This window comes from Caballeronia sp. LZ065 (assembly GCF_031450975.1).
Lineage (GTDB): Bacteria > Pseudomonadota > Gammaproteobacteria > Burkholderiales > Burkholderiaceae > Caballeronia.
Window position 1 is genome coordinate 2,192,989 of sequence record NZ_JARUXV010000001.1, and the last position, 21,307, is coordinate 2,214,295.

Below are 21,307 nucleotides of genomic sequence, written 5' to 3' on the forward strand. Positions count from 1 at the left end.
ACAGGCGCACGCCGCCCACGACCCTCACCGGTCCGGGCGCGTCATCCTGCAAGTGGTCGGCTGGACCGTCTTGTCAGCGGAGATGGCAAGCAGTGTCCGGAAGCCATAGCCCGAGCCTTCGTTGTCCAGCTTCACGCCCGCCGTGCCGGCGCGGTCCATCTCCATGACATACAGGGGCTGGATCAGTTGGTGATCAGCGGCGCGCATCGTCGACGGATGGAAACCCTCGCCGTCGAACTTCATGCCTTCCAGCGCACGCGCCACCGCCAAAGGATCCGCGCTGCCCGCGCGTGTCATCGCGGCGGCGAGCATTTCGACCATCAGCGGCATGCGCGCCACCAGATAGTCGTCGGCGGCCGCGGGATAGCGGGCGCGAAACGCGCGGTAGTACGCATCCGATGCCGCGCCGCCCACGTTCGGATGCCAGTCCGCCACGGCAATCACGCGCTTCACGCCGGCGTCGCCGAGCGCGGCCGGCGCGCCCAGGCTATTTCCGTAGAAAGTGTAGAACTTCGTGTCGAGGCCTTGTTCGCGCGCGGCCTTCACGAGCAGCGTGAGATCGTTGCCCCAGTTGCCAGTGACGACCGCGTCCGCGCCGCTCGCGCGGATTTTCGCGATGTAGGGCGCGAAATCCTTGACGCGGCCGATCGGATGAAACTCGTCGCCCGCAATCGCGATGTCCGGCCGGCGCTCTTTCAACGCGCGCTGCGCCTCGCGGCTCACGTCGTGACCGAAGCTGTAATCCTGGTTCAGCAGATACACCTTCTTGACCGCGCGATCGTCCTTCAGCGCGTCCGCGAGCGCGTCCATGCGCATGCCGGCGTGGGCATCGAAACGGAAATGCCAGAAACTGCAGGCGTCGTTGGTGAGCGCGGGGTCGTCGGCGGAATAGTTGAGGAACAGCACGCGATGCTGCGGATCGCGCGCGTTCTGTCGGTCGATCGCCGCCACCAGCGCGGCCGCCACCGCCGAGCTGTTGCCCTGCATCACGAAGCCGACGCCGTCGTCAATCGCCGCGCGCAGCTGCACGAGGCTCGCTTCGCTGCCGCCCTTGCCGTCGAGCACGACCAGTTCCAGCGGATGCCGGCCGTCGGGGAGCTTGACGCCGCCCTGCGCGTTCACGCGCTCGACGCCGAACTGCAGGTTACGCTCGACCATCGCGCCCGCGTTGGCAAACGGGCCCGACATGCCCTCGATCATCGCGAGCTTGATCGGCGTTGGGCCGGCGGCGCTTGCCGCCTGCACGCCGAACACCCACGCCCAAGCCGCCACGCACAGCCATCGCGCCCCGCGCGCGCCGATTCGATTCTTCATGCCTGCCGCCGATTTGCTGAAAGCGCGGATCATAGGCCGCCACGCCGACGCCGCGCAAGTGCGTCATTGCCGACAGTTCCGCCCGGATGCCGCAGCGTCGCGGAGCATGATTCGGCGTCCGCGCATGTCAGAATTACGGAAAAGATCGAATGAACGATCCTCGCCATCACGAGGATCTCCACATGCCGGAGGCTTGCCATGCCGTATCCCCTCTTCCGCCTGCGCGCCCTGTTGGCGGGCGCGGGCGCCGCGCTTCTGCTGTCCGCCTGCGCCCAACCGTGGCAGAACTATCAGGCGGGCGCGGATGCATCGACGATCACCGCGCGCCTCGGCCCGCCGCGCGAAGTCTATGACCTCCCCAGCGGCGGCAAGCGCCTGATGTGGCCGACGCAGCCGCTCGGCGAATTCACCACGGCCGCCGATATCGACAGCTCGGGGAAAATCGTCAGCGTGCGCCAGGTGCTCGACGAGAACGAGTTCTACAAGGCGCAGATCGGCACGTGGACGAAGGCGGACGTGCTGGTGAATTTCGGCCGGCCGGTCGAAACCTCGTACTTCCCGTTGATGAAACGCCAGGTCTGGACGTATCGCTACATGGAGGCGAACATCTGGTACCTGATGTACAACTTCTATTTCGACGATCAGGGCATCCTGCGCATGACGCAGAAGACGCCTGATCCGCTGCACGATCCGGACCGGCGCAACATGTTCTGATGGCCGGCCTTCCATCTTCCAGCGCAAAAGAAAAGCCCTCTCGCGAGGGCTTTTTCATGTCCGCATGAAGCGCCGGAATCAGAGCTGCGGGTTGAGCTTCTCGACCTTCGAGTGCAGCTTGTTCAACGCAGCCAGATAAGCCTTCGCCGACGCCGCGACGATATCCGGATCGGTGCCCACGCCGTTCACGATACGCCCGCTCTTCGACAGACGCACCGTCACTTCGCCTTGTGCCTGCGTGCCGGTGGTAATGGCGTTGACCGAATAGAGGACGAGTTCCGCGCCGCTGTCGACCTTCGATTCGATCGCGTGCAGCGTCGCGTCCACCGGACCGTTGCCGCGCGCTTCGCCCGTGACCTCGGCGCCTTCCACCGCGAACACGACCTTGGCCTGCGGTTGCTCGCCCGTCTCTGAATGCTGCTTCAGCGACACGAAGCGGAAGTGCTCTTTCGCCTGCGCCTCGGCGGATTCCTCGGAGACGATCTGCATGATGTCTTCGTCGAAGATCTCGGACTTGCGGTCGGCGAGTTCCTTGAAGCGCGCGAACGCGGCGTTCACTTCGCCTTCGGACTCCAGCTGCACGCCCAGTTCTTCGAGACGCTGCTTGAACGCATTGCGACCCGAGAGCTTGCCGAGCACGATCTTGTTCGCGGCCCAGCCCACGTCTTCCGCGCGCATGATTTCGTAAGTGTCGCGCGCCTTCAGCACGCCGTCCTGGTGAATGCCCGACGCGTGCGCGAACGCGTTCGCGCCGACCACCGCCTTGTTCGGCTGCACGACGAAGCCGGTGATCTGCGAAACGAGCTTCGAAGTCGGCACGATCTGCGACGTGTCGATGCCGACATCCAGACCGAAATAGTCCTTGCGCGTCTTGATCGACATCACGATCTCTTCGAGCGACGTATTGCCCGCGCGCTCGCCGAGACCGTTGATCGTGCATTCCACCTGACGCGCGCCGCCGATCTGCACGCCGGCCAGCGAATTCGCGACGGCCATGCCGAGGTCGTCATGGCAGTGCACCGACCAGACAGCCTTGTCGGAATTGGGCACGCGCTCGCGCAGCGTCTTGACGAGGTTGCCGTAGAGCTCAGGCACGCCGTAACCGACCGTATCCGCAATATTGATGGTGCGTGCGCCTTCATCGATGACCGCTTCGAGGACGCGGCAGAGATAGTCGATGTCCGAACGGCTGCCGTCTTCCGGCGAGAACTCGACGTCGTCGGTGAACTTGCGGGCGAAACGTACGGCAAGACGCGCCTGGTCGTAGACCTGCTCCGGCGTCATGCGCAGCTTCTTCTCCATGTGCAGCGCCGACGTGGCAATGAACGTGTGAATGCGGAACTGGCCGGCCGGCTTGAGGGCGTCGGCGGCGCGCTGGATGTCCTTGTCGTTCGCCCGGGCCAGCGAGCAGACCGTGCTGTCCTTCACGAGAGAGGCGATGGTGTGGATGGCGTCGAAATCGCCGTTCGAGCTGGCAGCAAAGCCCGCTTCGATGATGTCCACCTTCATGCGCTCCAGCTGCTTCGCGATGCGGATCTTCTCTTCCTTCGTCATCGACGCGCCGGGGGACTGCTCGCCATCACGCAAGGTGGTGTCGAAGATGATCAACTTGTCTGCTGCCATGTTGGGCTCCAGTGGGGAGATTGGATTGTTTAAGTGTTGGAAATGACGCGCGGAAATGCAAAAGGGAATTCGGGTGTTCGCGCCACCGCTGGCGTCGAAAACCTGACAGGACGAGCAGACGGGAGGCGAGAAAGATTAGCGCGGTAGGCGCGCTAGTAGCGATAGTGCGCGTAGCGACGCACCAGCTTGGACCGACAGGAAGGGGAACAGGAAAAAACGCATTCAAAAACTATAACGGCTTTCCGAGGCTCGTGCAATGAGGCGTTCCGCTCGCGCCATCACACGAGCGCTAAAACAAAAAAGCCTGCGTCCGGTCAGGAGGCAGGCTTTCGATTTTCCTTCACAACGGCAATCAGTATCCGCCGACGCTCGCGCTCACGCGCTGGCGCAATTCGGAACCGTCGCCGACTTGCGCGTTGTCAATCCGGCGCGCGCCCTGGAAACGCTTCTCCCAGTAGCCGTCTTCCATGTCGTCGACGCGGATCGTGCTGCCGGTGGACGGCGAATGCACGAACTTGTTGTCGCCGATATAGATGCCCACGTGCGAAAACGAGCGGCGCATCGTGTTGAAGAACACGAGGTCGCCAGGCTTCAGATCCGACACCCGGACCTTCTCGCCGACGCGGCTCATTTCCTCGGCGCGGCGCGGGAGCGTCATGCCGAGCGTGTCCTGAAACACGTAACGCACGAAGCCGCTGCAATCGAGACCGGAATCCGGAGAATTGCCACCCCAGCGATAACGCACGCCGATCATGTTGAGCGCGCCGACGACGACGTCGCCCGCCTTGCTCGCCATGCCCGACAAAAACGACTTTGCGCCGCTCTGGCTGCTGGTGGCGTCGGTACTGGCGGTATCGGTGGATCTGGAGGAGAAAATGCCGGTGGTGGCATTCTGGCTGCTACTGCTGACTTCGTCGGCGAACGCGCCGGAAGTTGCTGTCATCAGGAGGCCGATCAACATGCCCGCGGCGGCGCGCGCGCATGTCTGAGTCAACGTTAGTGGCTGCATCGGTCGGTAGGTTTTACAATTAAAAGCTGTTAAATCAGGGAGATAGCAGAAAGTTTGGAAGGATACTAGCCACAAAGTATTTACCTGTCAAAAGAAATAGAAAAATACAATTGAGACGAGCACCCAATTGGTGAAAAAGAAAGATTTTAGGATTCGAGGGCTGCACTCAGAAGCTTTCGCGTGTATTCGTCGGAGGGGTTCGAAAAAATCTTCTCTACCTCCCCCGACTCCACGATAAAACCATTTCGCATCACCGCGACGCGATGTGCCATCGCGCCGATCACCTGTAGGTCGTGGCTAATAAAGACGTATCCCAGGTTGTGCTTCTTCTGAATGTCGGCGAGCAGCGTCAGAACTTGAGTCTGGATCGACACATCGAGCGCGCTGGTGGGTTCGTCGAGGATCAGGATGCTCGGTTCGAGCACCAGCGCGCGGGCGATTGCAATGCGCTGCCGCTGACCGCCCGAGAACTCGTGTGGATAACGCGTGAGCGCCGAGCGCTCCATGCCGACTTCCCGCAACACCGCCACGACCCGCGCCCGGCGCGCGGCGGCGTCCAGTTCCGGCCGATGCAGCGCCAAACCCTCGCCGACGATCCGCTCGACCGTCTGCCGCGGCGACAGCGAACTGAACGGATCCTGAAACACCACTTGCAGATTCGAGCGCAGCGCGGTCTGCTCGCGACCGCGGAACTCACTGAGCGCGCGGCCCTGGAACTGCACCGCGCCGTGCGAGATGCGCTGCAGGCCGAGCAGCGCCATCGCCAGCGTGGACTTGCCCGAGCCGGATTCCCCGACGATCCCGAGCGTTTCGCCCTGCCGCACCGTCAGCGTGACGTCGTCGACGGCCTTGAAGCGGCCGCGCCGGAGCCAGCCCTGGAAGCCCGGCAGGCGCGTCGGGTAATCGACGGAGACGTTCTTCGCGTCGAGCAGGACCGGCGCGATCGGCAGCACCGGCAGCACGCTGCGCTTCGGCTTGCTGGCCAGCAGCCGCTGGGTGTACGGATGCTGCGGCGAGTCGAAGATCGATTCCACTGTGCCGCTTTCGACCAGCACGCCCTTCTCCATCACCGCGACGCGCTCCGCGAAGCGCTTGACAAGATTCAGGTCGTGCGTGATCAGCAGCACCGCCATGCCGCGCTGCTGGGCTTCGTCGCGTTGCAGTTCGAGCAGCAGTTCGACGATCTGCGCGCGGATCGTCACGTCGAGCGCGGTCGTGGGTTCGTCGGCGAGCAGGAGGCGCGGACGGCACGCGAGCGCCATCGCGATCATCACCCGCTGGCGCTGGCCGCCCGACAACTGATGCGGATAGCTGTCCACGCGCCGTTCGGGCTCCGTGATGCCGGTGCGCGCGAGCAGTGCGATCGCACGGCGGCGCGCCTCGCGTGGCGTGATGCCGTCGTGCAGCTGGATCGTCTCGCCGATCTGGTCGCCCACCGTGTAGAGCGGATTGAGCGCCGTCATCGGCTCCTGGAAGATCATTGCGATGTCGGAACCGCGCAGGCCGCGCATCGCGCGCTCGCTCTTGTCGAGCAGTTCCTCGCCGGCAAAGCGGATCGAGCCGGACAACTCGGCTTCGCGCAGCAGGCGCAGGATGGACAGCGCCGTGACGCTTTTGCCCGAACCCGATTCGCCGACCAGCGCCACGCGTTCGCCCGCATGGATGTCGAGATTGACGCCGTCGACGGCCAGCGTGTCGCCGAAACGTACGCGCAGGTCTGCAATGGACAACAGTGGTTCGTTCACTGCCCGCCTCCGGCTTTCACGGCATCCGCGATACGCGTGTCGAGCGCGTTGCGCAGCGCGTCGCCCATGAAGGTCAGCAAGAGCAGCGTCGCGACCAGCACGCCGAAGGTGGACAGTGAGATCCACCAGGCATCGAGATTGGCTTTGCCTTGCGCGAGCAGCTCACCAAGCGACGGCGTCGGCGACGGCACGCCCAGCCCGAGAAAGTCGAGGCTCGTCAGCGCGAGAATGGCGCCGCTCATGCGGAACGGCAGGAACGTGATGACCGGCGTGAGACTGTTCGGCAAGACGTGACGCCAGATGATCTGCCAGTTCGAGAGGCCCATCGCGCGGGCGGCGCGCACGTAATCCTGCGTGCGATTGCGCAGGAACTCGGCGCGCACATAGTCCGACAGGCCGATCCACCCGAACAGCGAGAGCAGGATGATCAGCAGGATCAGACTAGGCTCGAAGATCGACGCGAAGATGATGAGCAGGTAAAGCTCGGGCAACGCGCTCCAGACTTCGATGAGCCGCTGCCCCGTGATGTCGATCCGCCCGCCGAAATACCCCTGCACCGCGCCCGCGACGACGCCCAGCAGCGTGCCGATCGCCGTCAGCACGAGCGCGAACAGCACCGACACGCGAAAGCCGTACACGAGCCGCGCGAACACGTCACGTCCGCGGTCGTCGGTGCCGAGCCAGTTCTCGCGCGACGGCGGCGCCGGATTCGAGCCCTTCGAGAAGTAGTTGAGCGTGTCGTAGTAGTAGTGATTCGGCGGATAGATCGCGAAGTTGCCGGGCGCGCTGAAACGGTCGCGCACGAAGGGATCGAGATAATCGGCGGGCGTGGGAAAGTCGCCGCCGAAGGTGGTCTCCGCGTAGGTCTTCACGAGCGGAAAGTAGAGATGCCCCTGATAGCGCACGACCAGCGGCTTGTCGTTCGACCACAGCGGCCCGGCGAGGCTGATGACGAACGCCACGACGAACACGACCAGGCTCCAGTAGCCCAGCCGGTTGCGCTTGAAGCGCTGCCACACGCGCCGTCCGGGCGGGATGGACTTTTCGAAGCTGAGCGGCTGGGCGTCGCTGCCGTGCGCGTCGCGCCGTGAGGAGCGGGATGAAGCGGCTCGATTCAAATCAGCGCTCCAGTTGTTCGAATTGAATGCGCGGATCGACCCAGACGTAGCACAGGTCTGAAATGAGCTTCGTCGCGAGGCCGATCAGCGTGAAGAGATAGAGCGTGCCGAGCACCACCGGATAGTCGCGGCGCACGACGGATTCGTAAGAAAGCAGGCCGAGCCCGTCGAGGGAGAACAGCGTCTCGATCAGCAGGCTGCCGGTGAAGAACGCGCCGATGAACGCCGCCGGAAAGCCAACGATCAACGGCAGCAGCGCATTGCGGAACACGTGCTTCCACAGCACGCGGCGCTCGGAGAGGCCCTTCGCGCGCGCGGTCAGCACGTATTGCTTGCGGATTTCATCGAGGAAGGCGTTCTTGGTGAGCATCGTGACGATGGCGAAGCTGCCCACCACCGAGGCCGTCACCGGCAGCGTGATGTGCCACAGGTAATCGAGAATCTTGCCGCCGAGCGACAGCGTGGCCCAGTTGTCGGAGGTGAGATTGCGCAGCGGGAACAGTTGCCAGAACGTTCCTCCGCCGAACAGCACGAGCAGCAGCACGCCGAGCACGAAGCCCGGGATCGCAAAGCCGATCAGCACGATCAGGCTCGTCGCAACATCGAACTTCGAGCCGTTCCTGACCGCCTTCGCAATGCCGAGCGGCACCGATATCAGATATGTAATGAAGAAGGTCCACAGGCCGATGCTGATCGACACCGGCAGCTTCGAGACAATCAGCGACCACACGCTCTGATGCCTGAAATAGCTCTCGCCGAGGTCGAAGCGTGCGAACTTGCCGAGCATCAGCACATAGCGTTGCAGCGGCGGCTTGTCGAAGCCGTAGAGCTTCTTCAGTTGCTCGACCTGTTGTGCATCGACGCCCGTGTGCGTGCGCAACCCGAAACCGCCGCCCCCGCCTTCGGACTGCCCGCGCCGCAAATCGTGCACCGCCTGCTCGACCGGCCCGCCCGGCACGAACTGGATCACGACGAAGGTCAGCGTCAGCACGCCGAGCAGCGTCGGGATCATCAACAGAATGCGTTTAAGGATGTAGCTCCACATGGCGCGCCCTATTCGGCTTAATCGGCTATTTGGTTGACGCCGCGGGCGCGTGCTTCGCCCACCACGTCGAGATGATCCATTCCTCGGCGCCGTAGTACAGCGGCAAGGTCGACGGATACGCCAGCGTGTTGCGATATGCCACGCGATGCGTCGCCGAGTACCAATGCGGCACCACATAGTAGCCGTTCATCAGTACGCGATCGAGCGCGTGGGTGGCGTCGACCAGTTGCTCGCGCGTTTGCGCGGACACCACCTTCTGCAAGATGGCATCGACGGCCGGCGACTTCACGCCCGCCAGATTGTCCGAGCCCGGCTCGTTCGCCGACTGGCTGCCGAAGCGCGACACCTGTTCCGTGCCCGGCACTTGCACGTCGGGCATGCGCACGCTCGTCATGTCGAAGTCGAAGGCATCGAGACGCTTCTGGATCAGCGCGTAATCCACCGTGCGGAAGTTCATCGTGATGCCGAGCTTCTGCAGATTGCGCCCGAACGCGGCCGCGACCGGCTCCATCGACGCGCCGCCGCCCGTGTCATCGAGGATCTCGAACACGAAGGGCTCGCCTTTCGCGTTGCGCAGCGCGCCGTCGCGATAGGTCCAGCCCGCCTGCGCCAGCAACTCGCGCGCCTTGATGAGATTGGCGCGCAGCGAACCGGGCGGATCGGTGTCCGGCTGGCGCGGCATCGGACCGAACACGGAGGGGTCGAGTTGCGGCTGCAACGGATTCAGGATGGCCAGTTCGCCTTCGCTCGGCAGGCCCTTCGCCTGCAGGTCCGTGTTGACGAAGAAACTGTCGATACGCCGATACTGGTTGAAGAACAGTTGCCGGTTGAGCCATTCGAAGTCGAGCGCGAGATCCAGCGCCTGACGCACGCGCACGTCCTTGAACAGCGGCCGGCGCGTGTTCATGAAGAAGCCCTGCATGCCGGTGCCGTTGTGCTGCGGGAATTCGCGCTTGATGAGTTCGCCGTTGTCGAAACGCTTCCCGATGTCGCGCCGCACCCAGCTGCGCGCGATGTACTCGACCAGCACGTCGTACTCGCCGGCCTTGAAGGCTTCGAGGCGCGCGGTGGGATCGCCGTAGAGCTTGTAGTCGATGTGCGCGAAGTTGAACAAGCCGACCCGCACCGGCAGCGCCGCGCCCCAGTAATCCGGATTGCGCCGGTACGAGATGGTGCGGCCGTTGTCGTAATGATCGATCAGATACGGGCCGCTGCCGATTGGCTTCTGGAACGCGATCTGATCGAACGGAACGCGCGTGCCGTCGGGCTTCATCGCCCACTTGCGCGAGAACACCGGGATGCCGCCCGCAAGCAGCGGCATTTCGCGCGTCGCGGCCTTGAATTCGAAGCGGATGGTCAGCGGATCGACGATCACCGCACGCGCAATCTGCCCGAAATACACCGCGAACTGCGGCGCGGCGAGCGGGCTCTTCAGCGTCTCGAACGAAAACTTCACGTCTTCGGCGGTGACCGGGTCGCCGTTCGAGAAGCGCGCCTTCGGATTGATGTGGAAGGTAGTCGACATGCCGTCGGGCGCCACCGAGATGTCGTCGGCAAGCAGGCCGTAGGCGGTCGCGACTTCATCGGAGCTACCTGTTGTCAGGCTCTCGAACATCAACGACAGACCCGGCGCCGGATTGCCGCGCAGCGTGAACGGATTGAACTTGTCGAAGCTCGTCAGGCGGTTCGGATTGGCGAGCACCAGCGTGCCGTCGCGCGGGGCGTCGGAATTGACGTAGTCGAAATGCTTGAAATCCGCCGGGTACTTGGGCTCGCCGTATTGCGCGATGGCATGCACTGCGAAAGCCGGACTCGCCGCCAGTGCAATCGATCCGGCCAGCCACCCGGATAGAACCAGGCGTAAGACGCTGGATGAGCGGATCGTCGGGCGAGTCGTCATGTGCCTTGGTGGTCTCTGGGCGCGCTGGGTGATGGAGATGAACGCCTCGCCGGACAACCCGCGCAAGCGCAGCAATCCTCGGCGGGGCATTGCGATGTGAGAGAATTCTACCCAAAATCACGCGCCGTCCGGCTTGCTCTATCGGGTCCTCCCGAAGGCGGTCCCCGCCGGCGACTGCGCGCGGCCCCGCCTGCCCGCCCGCGCGCGACACTGACTTCAAAGAAGGAGCATTCATGGGCTTTCTCGCTGGAAAACGGATTCTGCTCACAGGCCTGCTGTCGAACCGGTCGATCGCCTATGGCATCGCCGAGGCCTGCAAGCGCGAAGGCGCCGAACTCGCGTTCACCTACGTCGGCGAGCGCTTCAAGGAGCGCATCACCGAATTCGCCGCCGAGTTCGGCAGCGACATGATCTACCCGTGCGACGTCGGCGACGACGCGCAAATCGACGCGCTGTTCGGTGCGCTCAAGGAACGCTGGGACTCGCTCGACGGTCTCGTGCATTCCATCGGCTTTGCGCCGCGCGAGGCCATCGCGGGCGACTTCCTCGACGGCATGACGCGCGAGAACTTCCGCATCGCGCACGATATCTCCGCCTACAGCTTCCCGGCGCTCGCCAAGGCCGCGCTGCCGCTGCTGAAAGACGGCTCGTCGCTGCTCACGCTGTCCTATCTCGGCGCCGAACGCGCGCTGCCGAACTACAACACGATGGGTCTCGCGAAGGCCTCGCTCGAAGCGAGCGTGCGCTACATGGCGGCATCGCCGTCGCTGGGCGGCAAGGGCGTGCGCGTGAACGCCATCTCGGCTGGCCCGATCAAGACGCTCGCCGCGAGCGGCATCAAGGGCTTCGGCAAGATCCTGAACTTCGTCGAGGAAAATGCCCCGCTCAAGCGCAATGTCACGACCGAACAGGTGGGCAATGTCGCGGCGTTCCTGCTGTCGGATTTGTCGGCGGGCGTAAGCGCGGAAGTCGTGCACGTCGATGCGGGCTTCCATGCCGTGGTTGGCGGAATGGGCGTCGACGCGGAGTAACGCGTCCTCTTCGCAAGGCGTGCCGTGCAAACGGACGCGCCGATACAAAGCGCACAAACGAAAGCGCCGCTCAGTGGGTCGAGCGGCGCTTTTCATTTGCTTCAACGAATTGGCTTTGAAGGCTCGATCGCAGCGACTCTCGTGGCGACTTCAGCCTGCCCTGCCCTCAATGACGGCCGTGCGGCCCGCCGTGTCCGTGCCCGTGGCCATGTCCCGGCGGCGGACCACGATGCGGCCCGCGACCATGCCCGTGATGTCGGTAGTAATCGTTGCGGCTCCAGTAGCGACGGCCGTCCCAGTAGCGGCTGCCATGCCAGCCGATCACGACGGGCGGCGCGTAGACGGGCGCGGGACGATATACGACCGGCGGCGGCGGCGGCGCGTACACCGGCGTGGGCGCGACATACACCGGCGCCGGAATGCCAACGTTCACGCCGACATGCACGTCAGCGCGCGCGGCTTGCGTGCTCATCAGACCGACGGCCGCGACGGCCATCACGCCCGTCCAGAATGTTTTCGAGTGGATCTTCATGTGCAAACGGACCTCGCTGTTGTGCTTGTTCGCTTGCCGGGAAATATAACGGAAGGCTTTCAATGCAATATTTCAGCTTTGTAAGTTGTTGCGCGTCCCGGCGTAATGTCAGGAGAAAGCTTACCTTTTGTTACATTGCACGTGGGTGGAAATTGCCTTCAAACAGACAGCCAACGGCAATTACCCCTTTCGAGCATTGACAAGAATGAAAAAGCCACCCGCGCGGGGTGGCTTCCTCGGGGACTTCCCAGCCGGTCAATGCCAGCCGCGATGGCCGTGGTCGTAGCCGTGGCCGTATCCATGCCCGTGGTTGCGGTAGTAATCGTCGTGATTCCAGTAGCGGCGGCCGTCCCAGTAACGGTCGCCATGCCAGCCGATCACGATGGCCGGTTGCGCATACACGGGCGGCGGGGGCGGCGCGTAGACCACCGGGGGCGGCGGCGGTGCATAAACCGGCGCGGGCGCGACATAGACGGGCGCGGGCACCCCGATGTTCACGCCGACGGACACCCCTGCCATGGCTGCGCCGGACATCGTCACGCCACCGATCAGCACGGCGCCGGCCAGCGCGGAAGCCTTCAAAACCTTGTTCATGTGAAGCCCACCTCGACGGTTTGTTTGTAGTGTTGACCGGACTATATCGGACGGATGCCGACGCAAGTGTTTGACTTGGTAACGTCCTATTACCGCCGGAAACCTTTCGAAAGGAAAACGCGCCCAGATGCAAAAACGGCGGTCCTGCATTGAGCAGGCCGCCGTTGGACACCTACGCGAACATCGTTCAGTTCGGCAGTTCCTGCCCTTTCGTTTCCGGCGCGAACGGAATGACAGCGAGTCCGACCAGGAAGACGATGCCGGTCAGCGCGATCGGCACGCCGAGTGTCTTCATGTTGAGCACCATCGCGCCGATGCCGAAGTTGACGATCGCGCCGATGAAACGTCCCACCGACGTACAGAACGCGAAGGCGGTCGCGCGCACGCGGGTTTCGAACTGCTCCGGCAGCCACAACGAGAACAGCGCGAAGTTGCCGCCGAAGAAGCCGAGCACGACCAGCAGCGCAATGAACGGCACCAGCCCGTTCGGCAGATAGAACGCCCAGCCGAAGGCCAGCGCAATCGACGCCGCCATGCCGATGAAATACACCGCGAGCGTCTTGCGGCGGCCGATTTTCTCGGCCATCGGCGGTAGCGCGAGACAGCCGACGATGGTACCGATGGAAAGCAGCCCTGTCGCGATCGACGCCATCCGCGCCGCGTCATGCTTGTCCATGCCGGCTTTCGTCGCCAGCTGGATGACCGCCGACGGCTCATACACCGCGCCCGCCCACAAGCCGATGATCGCCACCGTGAGGAGCACCGCCGCGACGATCGTGCGCTTGCGGTATTGCGCGTTGAAGATCGCCTTCAGCGCACTTTCGTGCTTCACATGCGGCTGGGCGGTTTCGGCGCGTTGCCACTTGTCGGTTTCCTTCACGCGCAGCAACACGAGGATCGAGATGACGACCGGGAACAGGCCGACCAGGAACATCGCGCGCCAGCCGAACGCCGCGCCGATCGTATAGTTCAGCGCGGCCGCGAGGAAGAAGCCCGCGTAATAGCCGGTTTGCAGATAGCCCGCGCCCATCTTGCGGCGATCTTCCGGCCAGGCCTCGGCGACGTAGGTGCCGGCGAGCGCCCATTCCCCGCCGATCCCCACGCCCGCGAAGAACCGGTAGATGCCGAGTTCCCACACGTTGTGCGCGGTCGCGGCGAGTCCGGTGAAGATCGCGAACGTGAAGATGGTCGCGGCGAGCACCTTGGTGCGCCCGAAGCGATCCGCGAGCGGGCCCCAGATGAACGACAGTCCCCATCCCACCAGGAACAGCGCGAACAGGATCGAGCCCGCCAGACCGACGTTCGCCGGCGTCGCGGCATAGCCCGAGCGCGGCAGCAGTTCGGTGAGCGCGGGCGCGAGCACGAGCGCATAGATGAACGAGTCCATGCCGTCGAGCGTCCAGCCGGCCCAGGCGCCCCAGAAGCCCGTGATCTGCGAGCGGTTGAGCGGTGTCTTCGCGGCGCGCGTCGCGCCTATCTCACGATCTAGCGTTGTCGGCATGGCCATGTCTCTCCGATGAAACTCAAAGCGAGGATGAACGACGCGCGCATTCGGAATCTTGTTATGGCGTCTAGGGAAAGCACCGAAACCCGGTGCGCGTTTTTATATATAATATTTCAACATCGACCCCCGACAAGTCCGCACTTTCACCTAGCCATGCCTACCGATCTCGCTGCTTCCGGAAGATCCCAGCCTGCCGCGTCGTTCCGCGACGCGCAGTTCGAACCGCGCCAGAGCACGTCGCGCTTCATTGCGGATGCGCTGCGTTCGGCCATCGTCGAGGGCGCGCTGCTGCCGGGCGAGCCGCTGCGCCAGGACGCCATCGCGCGGCAGTTCTCGGTCAGCGCGATTCCCGTGCGCGAAGCGTTCCGCCAGCTCGAAAGCGAGGGCTGGGTGACCATCGAGCCGAATCGCGGCGCGGCCGTCAGCCTGCAATCCGCCGACGAGGCGCGCGAGATCTACGAGATACGGGCGTCGCTGGAGAGTCTGGCGATCGGCATTGCCATCGAGCATCACACGCCGGAAACGCTGACCGAAGCGCAGGGTCTGCTGGAAGCCGCGGAACGCGAGCCCGACCCGGCGCTCTATGTCGTGCGCAACGAGCAGTTCCACATGAGCCTCTATGCGCCCGCCGACCGGCCACGCCTGATGGAACTGATCGGCCAGATGCACCGGCGCGGCGAACGCTATCTGCGCCTGAAGCTCGGCTTGCCGATTCACAAGGACGCGTCCGATGCCGAGCATCGCGCGATCTTCGCCGCGCTCGCCGCCCGCGATACCGAACAGGCGCAGACGCTGGTCGCGCGCCATCTGCTCGCGACGGGAGACCTGATCTACCGCTTTCTCGCCGATGCGCAAGCGCTCGCTCACCTGAGCCACAAGAAGAAAAAGCGCCGCGCTTCTTCCCGAACGCTCACTCCGAAGGCCGACCGATGAATTCGTCCCTCCCCGCTGACGCTTCCCGCGACAGCCGCAACTGGAACACGCGCGCACAGGAAAAGGCGCGCCGCCTGAAACTGATCGAGCCCTGGCTGGACGGCGCGGTGCTCGATCCGGCGCATATCGTCGATGCCTTGGGCGCGCTGATCGTCACGGGCGACCGCGTGGCGCTGGAAGGTAACAATCAGAAACAGGCCGACTTCCTGTCGCGCGCGTTCGCAAAACTGGATCCGGCGCGCGTGCACGACATTCATCTCCTGATTTCAAGCATCAGCCGCCCGGAACATCTCGCGCTGTTCGAGCAAGGGATCGCGCACAAGGTGGACTTCGCCTTCGCCGGACCGCAGAGCCTGCGCGTGGCGCAACTGCTCGAGGACGGCATGCTGGAGATCGGCGCGATCTATACGTACATCGAGCTGTACGCGCGCATGTTCATCGATCTCACGCCGCAGGTTGCGCTGGTGTGCGCGGTACAGGCCGACCGTCACGGCAATCTCTACACGGGCGCGAACACCGAGGACACGCCGACCATCGTCGAGGCCGCCGCGTTCCGGCACGGCATTGTGGTGGCGCAGGTGAACGAGATCGTCGATGAACTGCCGCGCGTCGATATTCCCGGCTCGTGGGTGGATGTCGTCGTGCAGGCCGACCGGCCCTTTGCCGTGGAGCCGCTCTTCACGCGCGATCCGCGCCATATCGGCGAATTGCAGATCCTGATGGGGATGATGACGATCCGCGGCATCTACGACCGCTACGGCGTGACGGCGCTCAATCACGGCATCGGCTTCGATACCGCGGCGATCGAACTGCTGTTGCCCACCTACGGCGAAGCGCTCGGCTTGAAGGGCAAGATCTGCACGCATTGGGCGCTCAATCCGCATCCGACGCTGATTCCCGCGATCGAATCCGGCTGGGTGCAGAGCGTGCATTGCTTCGGCAGCGAAGTGGGCATGGAGGATTACATCGCGGCGCGCCCGGACGTGTTCTTCACCGGACGCGATGGCAGCCTGCGTTCGAACCGCGTGTTCTGTCAGCTCGCGGGCCAGTATGGCGTGGACCTGTTCATCGGCTCGACCTTGCAGATGGACGCCGACGCCAATTCCTCGACCGTCACGCTCGGCCGCCTCGCGGGCTTCGGCGGCGCGCCGAACATGGGACACGATCCGCGCGGCCGGCGCCATTCGAGCGAAGCCTGGCTCAAGCTGCTCAAGAACGACGGCCCGAATCCGCAGATCGCGCGCGGCCACAAGCTCGTCGTACAGACCGCCGAGACCTACAAGAAAGGCGGCGAGCCGACCATCGTCGAGTCGCTCGATGCCATCGCGGTCGGTGCGAAGAGCGGCATGCCCATCGCGCCCGTGATGATCTACGGCGACGATGTCACGCATGTCGTCACCGAGGAAGGCATCGCGTATCTGCACGCGGCCGAAGGTTTCGATGAACGGCGTGCGGCGCTTGCGGCGGTTGCGGGCGTGACGCCCATCGGCATGCGCGCCGATCCCGCGAAGACGGCCGAGTTGAGACGGCGCGGCATCGTCGCGTATCCGGAAGACCTCGGCGTGCGGCGCGGCGAAGCGAAGCGCTCGCTGCTCGCAGCGCGCAGCATCGACGATCTCGTCGCGTGGTCGGGTGGCCTGTATGCGCCGCCCGCGCGCTTTCGCAGCTGGTGAGCGCGATGAACGCCCTCCCCTTGCTGCATGAAGAAGCCCGCGAGCTTGCACTCGAACCGGCGGTCATCGCCACATGTGCGCGTGATGCGCTGATCGCCGAGGCACGGCTGACGCCGAAGCCCGCGCTCGTCGATCAACGCGGCAGCGGCGCGCATCGCGACCTCGACTTGGACACGATGCTGCGTTCCGCGCATGCACTGCACCCGACCTTTCTGGCGATTGCACGCGCGGCGTCGCGGGCGCAGCCATCGCAGGCGCTGCGCGAGCAGCTGGCGCGCATCGGCCGCGAAGGCGAAATCGCGATGATGAACGCGACCGGCGGCAGCAACGCGCATCGCGGCGCGATCTGGATTGTCGGCTTGTTGTGCGCCGGCGCGGCCTTGCATGCGCTGCACGACAGCGCGGCCATTTGCGCGTCCGCGGCAGCCATCGCGTGTCATGAGGATCGCTATGCGCCGCCGTCGGCGTCGGCGAGTCACGGCGCGCGCGCGAGCGCACGGTATCAGGTGGCCGGCGCGCGCGGCGAAGCACGCAACGGCTTTCCGCATGCACGGCTGATCGGCCTGCCGGCGCTCGATGCCGCGCGCGCACGCGGTGTCTGCGAGAACGACGCGCAACTCGATGCACTGCTCGCGATCATCGCGTCGCTCGACGACACCTGCCTGCTGCATCGCGGCGGCCGGCGCGCGCTTACGGCGGCGCAGGACGGCGCGCGCGTCGTGATGGCGCGCGGCGGCGTCGCCACCGACGAAGGCCGCGCCGCACTCGCGCAACTCGACGACGCACTGCTGGCGCTGAACGCATCGCCCGGCGGCGCCGCCGACCTGCTCGCGGCAACACTCTTTCTCGACAGTCTCAGGCGTCTCGATTGACGCGCATCGAAACGTAAAGAGGAACGAACGATGGAAAACATGCGATACGAATATCCCGCCACACGGCCTGTCGCGCGCCGCGCGCACGTGGGCGTGGTCGGCTCGGGCGATCTCGAAGTGCTGCTGTCGCCCTCTTCGTCGATGCAGGCGGAAGTGGTGATCCGCACAAGCGTCGATGGCTACGGGCACGTGTGGAAGAGCGTGCTCGACCGCTTCTTCCAGCGTTATGACGGTGCGGCGAAGATCGAACTGAACGACTTCGGCGCGACGCCCGGCGTCGTGATGCTGCGCCTCAACGAAGCGGTGGAAGCAAGCGAAGGAGACGCGCCATGAATGCCCACGATACCTTTCTCGCGCGCCACAGCTTCATCGAAATGGGCGCGCGCGAACGCGCCCGCGCGCTGCTCGACCCGGGCAGCTTCCGCGAACTGCTCGGTCCGTTCGACCGGCTCGAATCGCCGTGGCTCGCGATGCAGGACATCGTCTGCCAGGCCGATGACGGCGTCGTGATCGCGCGCGGCCTCCTCGGCGGCCAGCCGGCCGTCATCGCCGCGATCGAGCCCGCGTTCCAGGGCGGCAGCATCGGCGAAGTGTCGGGCGCGAAGATCGCGGCCGCGCTCGAAATGGCGGCGAGCGAAATCGAAGCCGGACGCCCGGTGCGCCCGGTCGTGCTGTTCGAAACCGGCGGCGTGCGCTTGCAGGAAGCGAATCTCGGGCTCGCGGTCATCGCCGAAATTCACGCGGCGATCGTCGCGCTCAGGCGTCATGTGCCGGTGGTCGGCGTGATCGGCGGCATGGTGGGCTGCTTCGGCGGCATGTCGCTCGCGGCCGCGCTCTGTACCGAACTCGTGATGACGCGGCAGGGGCGGCTCGGCATGAACGGGCCGGAAGTCATCGAGCAGGAAGCGGGTATCGAGGAACTCGACTCCGGCGACCGCCGCCTCATCTGGTCGATGATCGGCGGCGAGCAACGCGTGGCCGTCGGACTCGCGGATACGCTGGTCGAGGACGACACCGGCGAGGTGCGCGCGGCCGTGCTCGCGGCGTTCGAACGCGGCGTGCCGCGAAAGCATCGCAGCGAGGACGTCGACGGCTATCTCGCGCGGCTGGCCGAAGTGAATCCGGACGCCATCGATCCCGATACCTTGCGTCAACTATGGGGCACATCATGACCGACACTCGATCACGCGGCGCACGCTGGCTCGACGCGCTCGCCGAACCCGCATTGCCCGATGAAAGCGGCCCGGTGCGCGTCCGCGAAGGCCAACTGGACGATGCGCGCGCCACGTTCATCGCCGTCGTGCCCGATCCGCATAACCGCTTCCCGCGCGCGACCGACAACGTCGTCGGCCTCGAACAAGGCTGGCTGCTCGCGCGTGTCGTGCGCGCGCTCATCGATGCCGATCGCGACGCGCCGATGAAGCGGCCAATCGTCGCCGTGGTTGATGTCAAGAGCCAGGCGTATGGACGCCGCGAGGAACTGCTGGGCGTCCATCTCGCCTGCGCGGCCGCCGCCGATGCCTACGCGAGCGCGCGGCTCGCCGGACATCCGGTGATCGCGCTGATCGTCGGGCCGGCGATGTCGGGTGCGTATCTCGCGCACGGCTATCAGGCCAACCGCATCGTCGCGCTCGATGCGCCCGGCACCGCCGTGCACGCGATGGGCAAGGAAGCGGCGGCGCGCGTCACGCGGCGCAGCGTCGAAAGCCTCGACGCGCTCGGCGACACCGTGCTGCCGATGTCCTACAAGATGAGCGCCTACGCGAAGCTTGGTTTGCTGCATGAATTGCTGGAAGGCATTGATGCCGATGCGCCCTCTTCCGCCGACATCGCGCGCGTGCAGATGTCGCTGGTGGCGGCGGTGCGGGATGCGCGCAACGGTCCGCGCGACCTCTCGAACCGGCTCGCTTCCGCCGATGCGCAGCGCACGCGCGCGGCGTCGATCGAGGTGCGTCGCCGCATGCGCGAGCAGTGGCACGCGTGATGAAGCACGCGCCGCGTCCGCACGACTTGCTGCGGCTCACGCCGGACGCGCCGCAGTTCGACGGCGCGCCCGGCTGGGTCGAGGCGGCGCTTGCGCGCGCGCCGTTCGTCGTGGTGCGGCGCGCGCCGCCGCTCGGGGGAAAGCTGGCGGTGGGCGTGCGCGGCAGCGTGCGCGGCGAGCGCTTTGGCACGTGGATGGACGTTGGCTGGATCGAGGCGACATTCACGCCGGAAGACCTGCAAACGCGCGAGCCTGAACCCCCGCGGCGCGAGCTTCCTGCGTTCACGCTGATGCACAGCATCGCCGGCATGCTTGATGATCGCGCGCTGCGTTGGGGACCGGCCGGCAGCGCGGGTTTCGAACTCGCGAGCTGCCTGCCGACCGTCACGGCGGCGAGCGATCTCGACCTCGTCGTGCGCGCCGATACGCCGCTGCCGCGCGACGACGCCGCCGCGCTCTTCGATGCTCTTTCGCGCGCGGCGCAGCGCTGCGCCGCGCGCATCGACGTGCAGATCGAAACGCCTGAGGCCGCGTTCTCGCTCGCCGAATACGCGCGCCCGCAGCTGCGCGTGATGCTGCGTCACGCCGCAGGCCCGCGTCTCGTCGACGATCCTTGGGCCGCGTCATGATCGCGTATCTGTTTCCCGGACAAGGCGCGCAGACGCCGGACTTCCTGCACCGGCTCGGCGGCGCGGATCCGCATCCGGCCATTCGCAAGACGCTCGACGAAGCGTCCGAAGCACTTGGCCTCAATGTGCTCACGCTCGACACTGCAACGGCGCTCGCCTCCACCGTCGCGGTTCAGGTGACGCTCGTGGTCGCGGGCGTGGCGGCGGCACGCGCGCTCGCTGACGAAGGCATCGCGCCGCACGCGGTGGCGGGTCTTTCGGTCGGCGCTTACGGCGCGGCGGTCATGGCGGGCGCAATCGAGTTCCCCGCTGCGCTCCGGCTCGTGCAACTGCGCGCGCAACTGATGGAGAACGCCTGTCCGCACGGATACGGCATGCTCGCGGTGCTCGGACTCGACGAGCGCGAGATGACGCGCGCGATCGACGAAAGCGGCGCAGCGGTGTGGATCGGCAATCTGAACGCGCCGCGCCAGATCGTGTTGTCGGGCAGCGACGACGCGCTTTCGATGCTTCGTGACCTCGTGCTAATGCGCGGCGCGCGCAAGGCGGAGCGGCTCGCGGTCAGCGTGCCGTCGCATTGCGTGCTGATGGAGGACGCGTCCGCACGCCTGATCGACGCGGCGCGCACGGTGCGCGTCGATGCACCGCGCATCCCTTATGTCGGCAATCGCGGCGCACGTGTGCTGCGCAGCGCCGATGCCGTCCGCGATGACCTCGCCACCAATCTGCGTTATCCGGTGCGCTGGCACGACTCGACCGTCGCGCTGTCCGAACTCGGCATGAAGGTGTTCGTCGAAATGCCGCCGGGCCGCACGCTCACGTCGCTTGCGGCCGACGCGCTGCCTGAAGCAGCATCGATCGCGATGGAGGCTGGATCGGTCGCGAGCGCCGCCGCGCGCGTCCGCGCCGCGTGCCGTCAGCGGCAGGACTGACAGACACACTGTCTTAAATTCGTCAGGTTTTGTAAAGGCTTTGGAATTTTCGACGGATCGACGAGTCGATCTCCCTCGAGCCTTCCATATCGTCCGTCAGCCTGCTGTGACCCGGGCGAACCGCAATCTGCAATCCGAAACCTGAGAGAAGACCA

At 65.2% G+C, this 21,307-nt stretch carries 20 protein-coding genes; 10 read left to right on the forward strand and 10 right to left on the reverse strand.

The features are described from left to right. Nucleotides 1-24: 24 nt before the first annotated feature. A complete protein-coding gene (locus QCE63_RS10050; RefSeq protein WP_309832638.1) occupies nucleotides 25-1,314 on the reverse strand; it encodes a branched-chain amino acid ABC transporter substrate-binding protein in 1,290 nt (429 codons plus the stop codon). 198 nt (nucleotides 1,315-1,512) lie between these two features. Here QCE63_RS10050 and QCE63_RS10055 point away from each other — a divergent pair, with 198 nt between their 5' ends. Then, complete coding sequence (locus QCE63_RS10055; protein ID WP_309832639.1) at nucleotides 1,513-2,028, forward strand: hypothetical protein; 516 nt, start codon at nucleotides 1,513-1,515, stop codon at nucleotides 2,026-2,028. A 78-nt stretch (nucleotides 2,029-2,106) separates the two neighbouring features. Here QCE63_RS10055 and QCE63_RS10060 read toward each other — a convergent pair whose 3' ends face one another. From QCE63_RS10060 to QCE63_RS10085, 6 genes are all read right to left on the reverse strand, one after another. Next, nucleotides 2,107-3,651, reverse strand: coding sequence for a 2-isopropylmalate synthase (locus QCE63_RS10060; protein ID WP_309832640.1), 1,545 nt, complete (start codon nucleotides 3,649-3,651; stop codon nucleotides 2,107-2,109). 352 nt (nucleotides 3,652-4,003) lie between these two features. Then, nucleotides 4,004-4,660, reverse strand: a complete 657-nt coding sequence (locus QCE63_RS10065) for a C40 family peptidase (RefSeq protein WP_309832641.1) — start codon at nucleotides 4,658-4,660, stop codon at nucleotides 4,004-4,006. 146 nt (nucleotides 4,661-4,806) lie between these two features. Beyond that, a complete protein-coding gene (locus QCE63_RS10070; protein ID WP_309832642.1) occupies nucleotides 4,807-6,405 on the reverse strand; it encodes a dipeptide ABC transporter ATP-binding protein in 1,599 nt (532 codons plus the stop codon). Next, nucleotides 6,402-7,523, reverse strand: a complete 1,122-nt coding sequence (locus tag QCE63_RS10075) for an ABC transporter permease (RefSeq protein WP_309832644.1) — start codon at nucleotides 7,521-7,523, stop codon at nucleotides 6,402-6,404. The genes QCE63_RS10070 and QCE63_RS10075 overlap by 4 nt, the downstream gene beginning before the upstream one ends. Before the next feature lies 1 nt (nucleotide 7,524). Further along, a complete protein-coding gene (locus QCE63_RS10080) occupies nucleotides 7,525-8,568 on the reverse strand; it encodes a microcin C ABC transporter permease YejB (protein ID WP_309808751.1) in 1,044 nt (347 codons plus the stop codon). Between the two features lie 25 nt (nucleotides 8,569-8,593). Next, entirely contained in the window at nucleotides 8,594-10,468 is a 1,875-nt protein-coding gene (locus QCE63_RS10085; protein ID WP_309832645.1) for an extracellular solute-binding protein, read from the reverse strand. 233 nt (nucleotides 10,469-10,701) lie between these two features. Here QCE63_RS10085 and fabI point away from each other — a divergent pair, with 233 nt between their 5' ends. Beyond that, complete coding sequence (fabI, locus tag QCE63_RS10090; protein WP_309832646.1) at nucleotides 10,702-11,499, forward strand: enoyl-ACP reductase FabI; 798 nt, start codon at nucleotides 10,702-10,704, stop codon at nucleotides 11,497-11,499. A 166-nt stretch (nucleotides 11,500-11,665) separates the two neighbouring features. Here the strand turns inward: fabI and QCE63_RS10095 are convergent, their stop codons facing one another. From QCE63_RS10095 to QCE63_RS10105, 3 genes are all read right to left on the reverse strand, one after another. Further along, complete coding sequence (locus tag QCE63_RS10095) at nucleotides 11,666-12,031, reverse strand: hypothetical protein (RefSeq protein ID WP_309832647.1); 366 nt, start codon at nucleotides 12,029-12,031, stop codon at nucleotides 11,666-11,668. A 255-nt stretch (nucleotides 12,032-12,286) separates the two neighbouring features. Next, nucleotides 12,287-12,625 (reverse strand): hypothetical protein, encoded by a 339-nt coding sequence (locus QCE63_RS10100; RefSeq protein ID WP_309832648.1) that lies wholly within the window; start codon nucleotides 12,623-12,625, stop codon nucleotides 12,287-12,289. A gap of 187 nt (nucleotides 12,626-12,812) precedes the next feature. Further along, nucleotides 12,813-14,126 carry an MFS transporter gene (locus QCE63_RS10105; RefSeq protein ID WP_309832649.1) on the reverse strand — a complete coding sequence of 438 codons (1,314 nt, stop codon included), beginning with the start codon at nucleotides 14,124-14,126 and terminating at the stop codon, nucleotides 12,813-12,815. A gap of 156 nt (nucleotides 14,127-14,282) precedes the next feature. Between QCE63_RS10105 and QCE63_RS10110 the strand changes: the two genes are divergently transcribed. The 8 genes from QCE63_RS10110 to mdcH are packed head-to-tail and all read left to right on the forward strand — an operon-like array spanning nucleotide 14,283 to nucleotide 21,152. Beyond that, the gene (locus tag QCE63_RS10110; protein ID WP_309832650.1) at nucleotides 14,283-15,062 is read left to right on the forward strand and encodes a GntR family transcriptional regulator; all 780 of its coding nucleotides are present in this window, start codon (nucleotides 14,283-14,285) and stop codon (nucleotides 15,060-15,062) included. Then, nucleotides 15,059-16,735 (forward strand): malonate decarboxylase subunit alpha, encoded by a 1,677-nt coding sequence (mdcA, locus tag QCE63_RS10115; RefSeq protein ID WP_309832651.1) that lies wholly within the window; start codon nucleotides 15,059-15,061, stop codon nucleotides 16,733-16,735. The genes QCE63_RS10110 and mdcA overlap by 4 nt, the downstream gene beginning before the upstream one ends. A gap of 5 nt (nucleotides 16,736-16,740) precedes the next feature. Continuing rightward, nucleotides 16,741-17,607, forward strand: coding sequence for a triphosphoribosyl-dephospho-CoA synthase (locus QCE63_RS10120; RefSeq protein ID WP_309832652.1), 867 nt, complete (start codon nucleotides 16,741-16,743; stop codon nucleotides 17,605-17,607). Between the two features lie 30 nt (nucleotides 17,608-17,637). Continuing rightward, a complete protein-coding gene (locus QCE63_RS10125; protein WP_309832653.1) occupies nucleotides 17,638-17,940 on the forward strand; it encodes a malonate decarboxylase subunit delta in 303 nt (100 codons plus the stop codon). Continuing rightward, nucleotides 17,937-18,779 carry a biotin-independent malonate decarboxylase subunit beta gene (locus tag QCE63_RS10130; RefSeq protein ID WP_309832654.1) on the forward strand — a complete coding sequence of 281 codons (843 nt, stop codon included), beginning with the start codon at nucleotides 17,937-17,939 and terminating at the stop codon, nucleotides 18,777-18,779. Before QCE63_RS10125 ends, QCE63_RS10130 begins: the two co-directional genes overlap by 4 nt. After that, nucleotides 18,776-19,591, forward strand: a complete 816-nt coding sequence (gene mdcE / locus QCE63_RS10135; RefSeq protein WP_309832655.1) for a biotin-independent malonate decarboxylase subunit gamma — start codon at nucleotides 18,776-18,778, stop codon at nucleotides 19,589-19,591. The genes QCE63_RS10130 and mdcE overlap by 4 nt, the downstream gene beginning before the upstream one ends. Then, nucleotides 19,591-20,220: a malonate decarboxylase holo-ACP synthase gene (locus QCE63_RS10140; protein ID WP_309833761.1), complete on the forward strand. Its 630-nt coding sequence runs from the start codon at nucleotides 19,591-19,593 to the stop codon at nucleotides 20,218-20,220. Before mdcE ends, QCE63_RS10140 begins: the two co-directional genes overlap by 1 nt. After that, nucleotides 20,217-21,152 (forward strand): malonate decarboxylase subunit epsilon, encoded by a 936-nt coding sequence (mdcH, locus tag QCE63_RS10145; RefSeq protein ID WP_309832656.1) that lies wholly within the window; start codon nucleotides 20,217-20,219, stop codon nucleotides 21,150-21,152. The genes QCE63_RS10140 and mdcH overlap by 4 nt, the downstream gene beginning before the upstream one ends. Nucleotides 21,153-21,307: the final 155 nt, after the last annotated feature.

What these genes read in the sequence shown, in the direction of transcription:
- fabI (WP_309832646.1), top strand. Translation starts at nt 10,702, where the DNA reads ATGGGCTTTCTCGCTGGAAAACGGATTCTGCTCACAGGCCTGCTGTCG.
- QCE63_RS10100 (WP_309832648.1), bottom strand. Translation starts at nt 12,625, where the DNA reads ATGAACAAGGTTTTGAAGGCTTCCGCGCTGGCCGGCGCCGTGCTGATC.
- QCE63_RS10055 (WP_309832639.1), top strand. Translation starts at nt 1,513, where the DNA reads ATGCCGTATCCCCTCTTCCGCCTGCGCGCCCTGTTGGCGGGCGCGGGC.
- QCE63_RS10085 (WP_309832645.1), bottom strand. Translation starts at nt 10,468, where the DNA reads ATGACGACTCGCCCGACGATCCGCTCATCCAGCGTCTTACGCCTGGTT.
- mdcE (WP_309832655.1), top strand. Translation starts at nt 18,776, where the DNA reads ATGACCGACACTCGATCACGCGGCGCACGCTGGCTCGACGCGCTCGCC.
- mdcA (WP_309832651.1), top strand. Translation starts at nt 15,059, where the DNA reads ATGAATTCGTCCCTCCCCGCTGACGCTTCCCGCGACAGCCGCAACTGG.
- QCE63_RS10080 (WP_309808751.1), bottom strand. Translation starts at nt 8,568, where the DNA reads ATGTGGAGCTACATCCTTAAACGCATTCTGTTGATGATCCCGACGCTG.
- QCE63_RS10065 (WP_309832641.1), bottom strand. Translation starts at nt 4,660, where the DNA reads ATGCAGCCACTAACGTTGACTCAGACATGCGCGCGCGCCGCCGCGGGC.
- mdcH (WP_309832656.1), top strand. Translation starts at nt 20,217, where the DNA reads ATGATCGCGTATCTGTTTCCCGGACAAGGCGCGCAGACGCCGGACTTC.
- QCE63_RS10050 (WP_309832638.1), bottom strand. Translation starts at nt 1,314, where the DNA reads ATGAAGAATCGAATCGGCGCGCGCGGGGCGCGATGGCTGTGCGTGGCG.
- QCE63_RS10125 (WP_309832653.1), top strand. Translation starts at nt 17,638, where the DNA reads ATGGAAAACATGCGATACGAATATCCCGCCACACGGCCTGTCGCGCGC.
- QCE63_RS10120 (WP_309832652.1), top strand. Translation starts at nt 16,741, where the DNA reads ATGAACGCCCTCCCCTTGCTGCATGAAGAAGCCCGCGAGCTTGCACTC.
- QCE63_RS10105 (WP_309832649.1), bottom strand. Translation starts at nt 14,126, where the DNA reads ATGCCGACAACGCTAGATCGTGAGATAGGCGCGACGCGCGCCGCGAAG.
- QCE63_RS10060 (WP_309832640.1), bottom strand. Translation starts at nt 3,651, where the DNA reads ATGGCAGCAGACAAGTTGATCATCTTCGACACCACCTTGCGTGATGGC.
- QCE63_RS10130 (WP_309832654.1), top strand. Translation starts at nt 17,937, where the DNA reads ATGAATGCCCACGATACCTTTCTCGCGCGCCACAGCTTCATCGAAATG.
- QCE63_RS10095 (WP_309832647.1), bottom strand. Translation starts at nt 12,031, where the DNA reads ATGAAGATCCACTCGAAAACATTCTGGACGGGCGTGATGGCCGTCGCG.
- QCE63_RS10140 (WP_309833761.1), top strand. Translation starts at nt 19,591, where the DNA reads ATGAAGCACGCGCCGCGTCCGCACGACTTGCTGCGGCTCACGCCGGAC.
- QCE63_RS10110 (WP_309832650.1), top strand. Translation starts at nt 14,283, where the DNA reads ATGCCTACCGATCTCGCTGCTTCCGGAAGATCCCAGCCTGCCGCGTCG.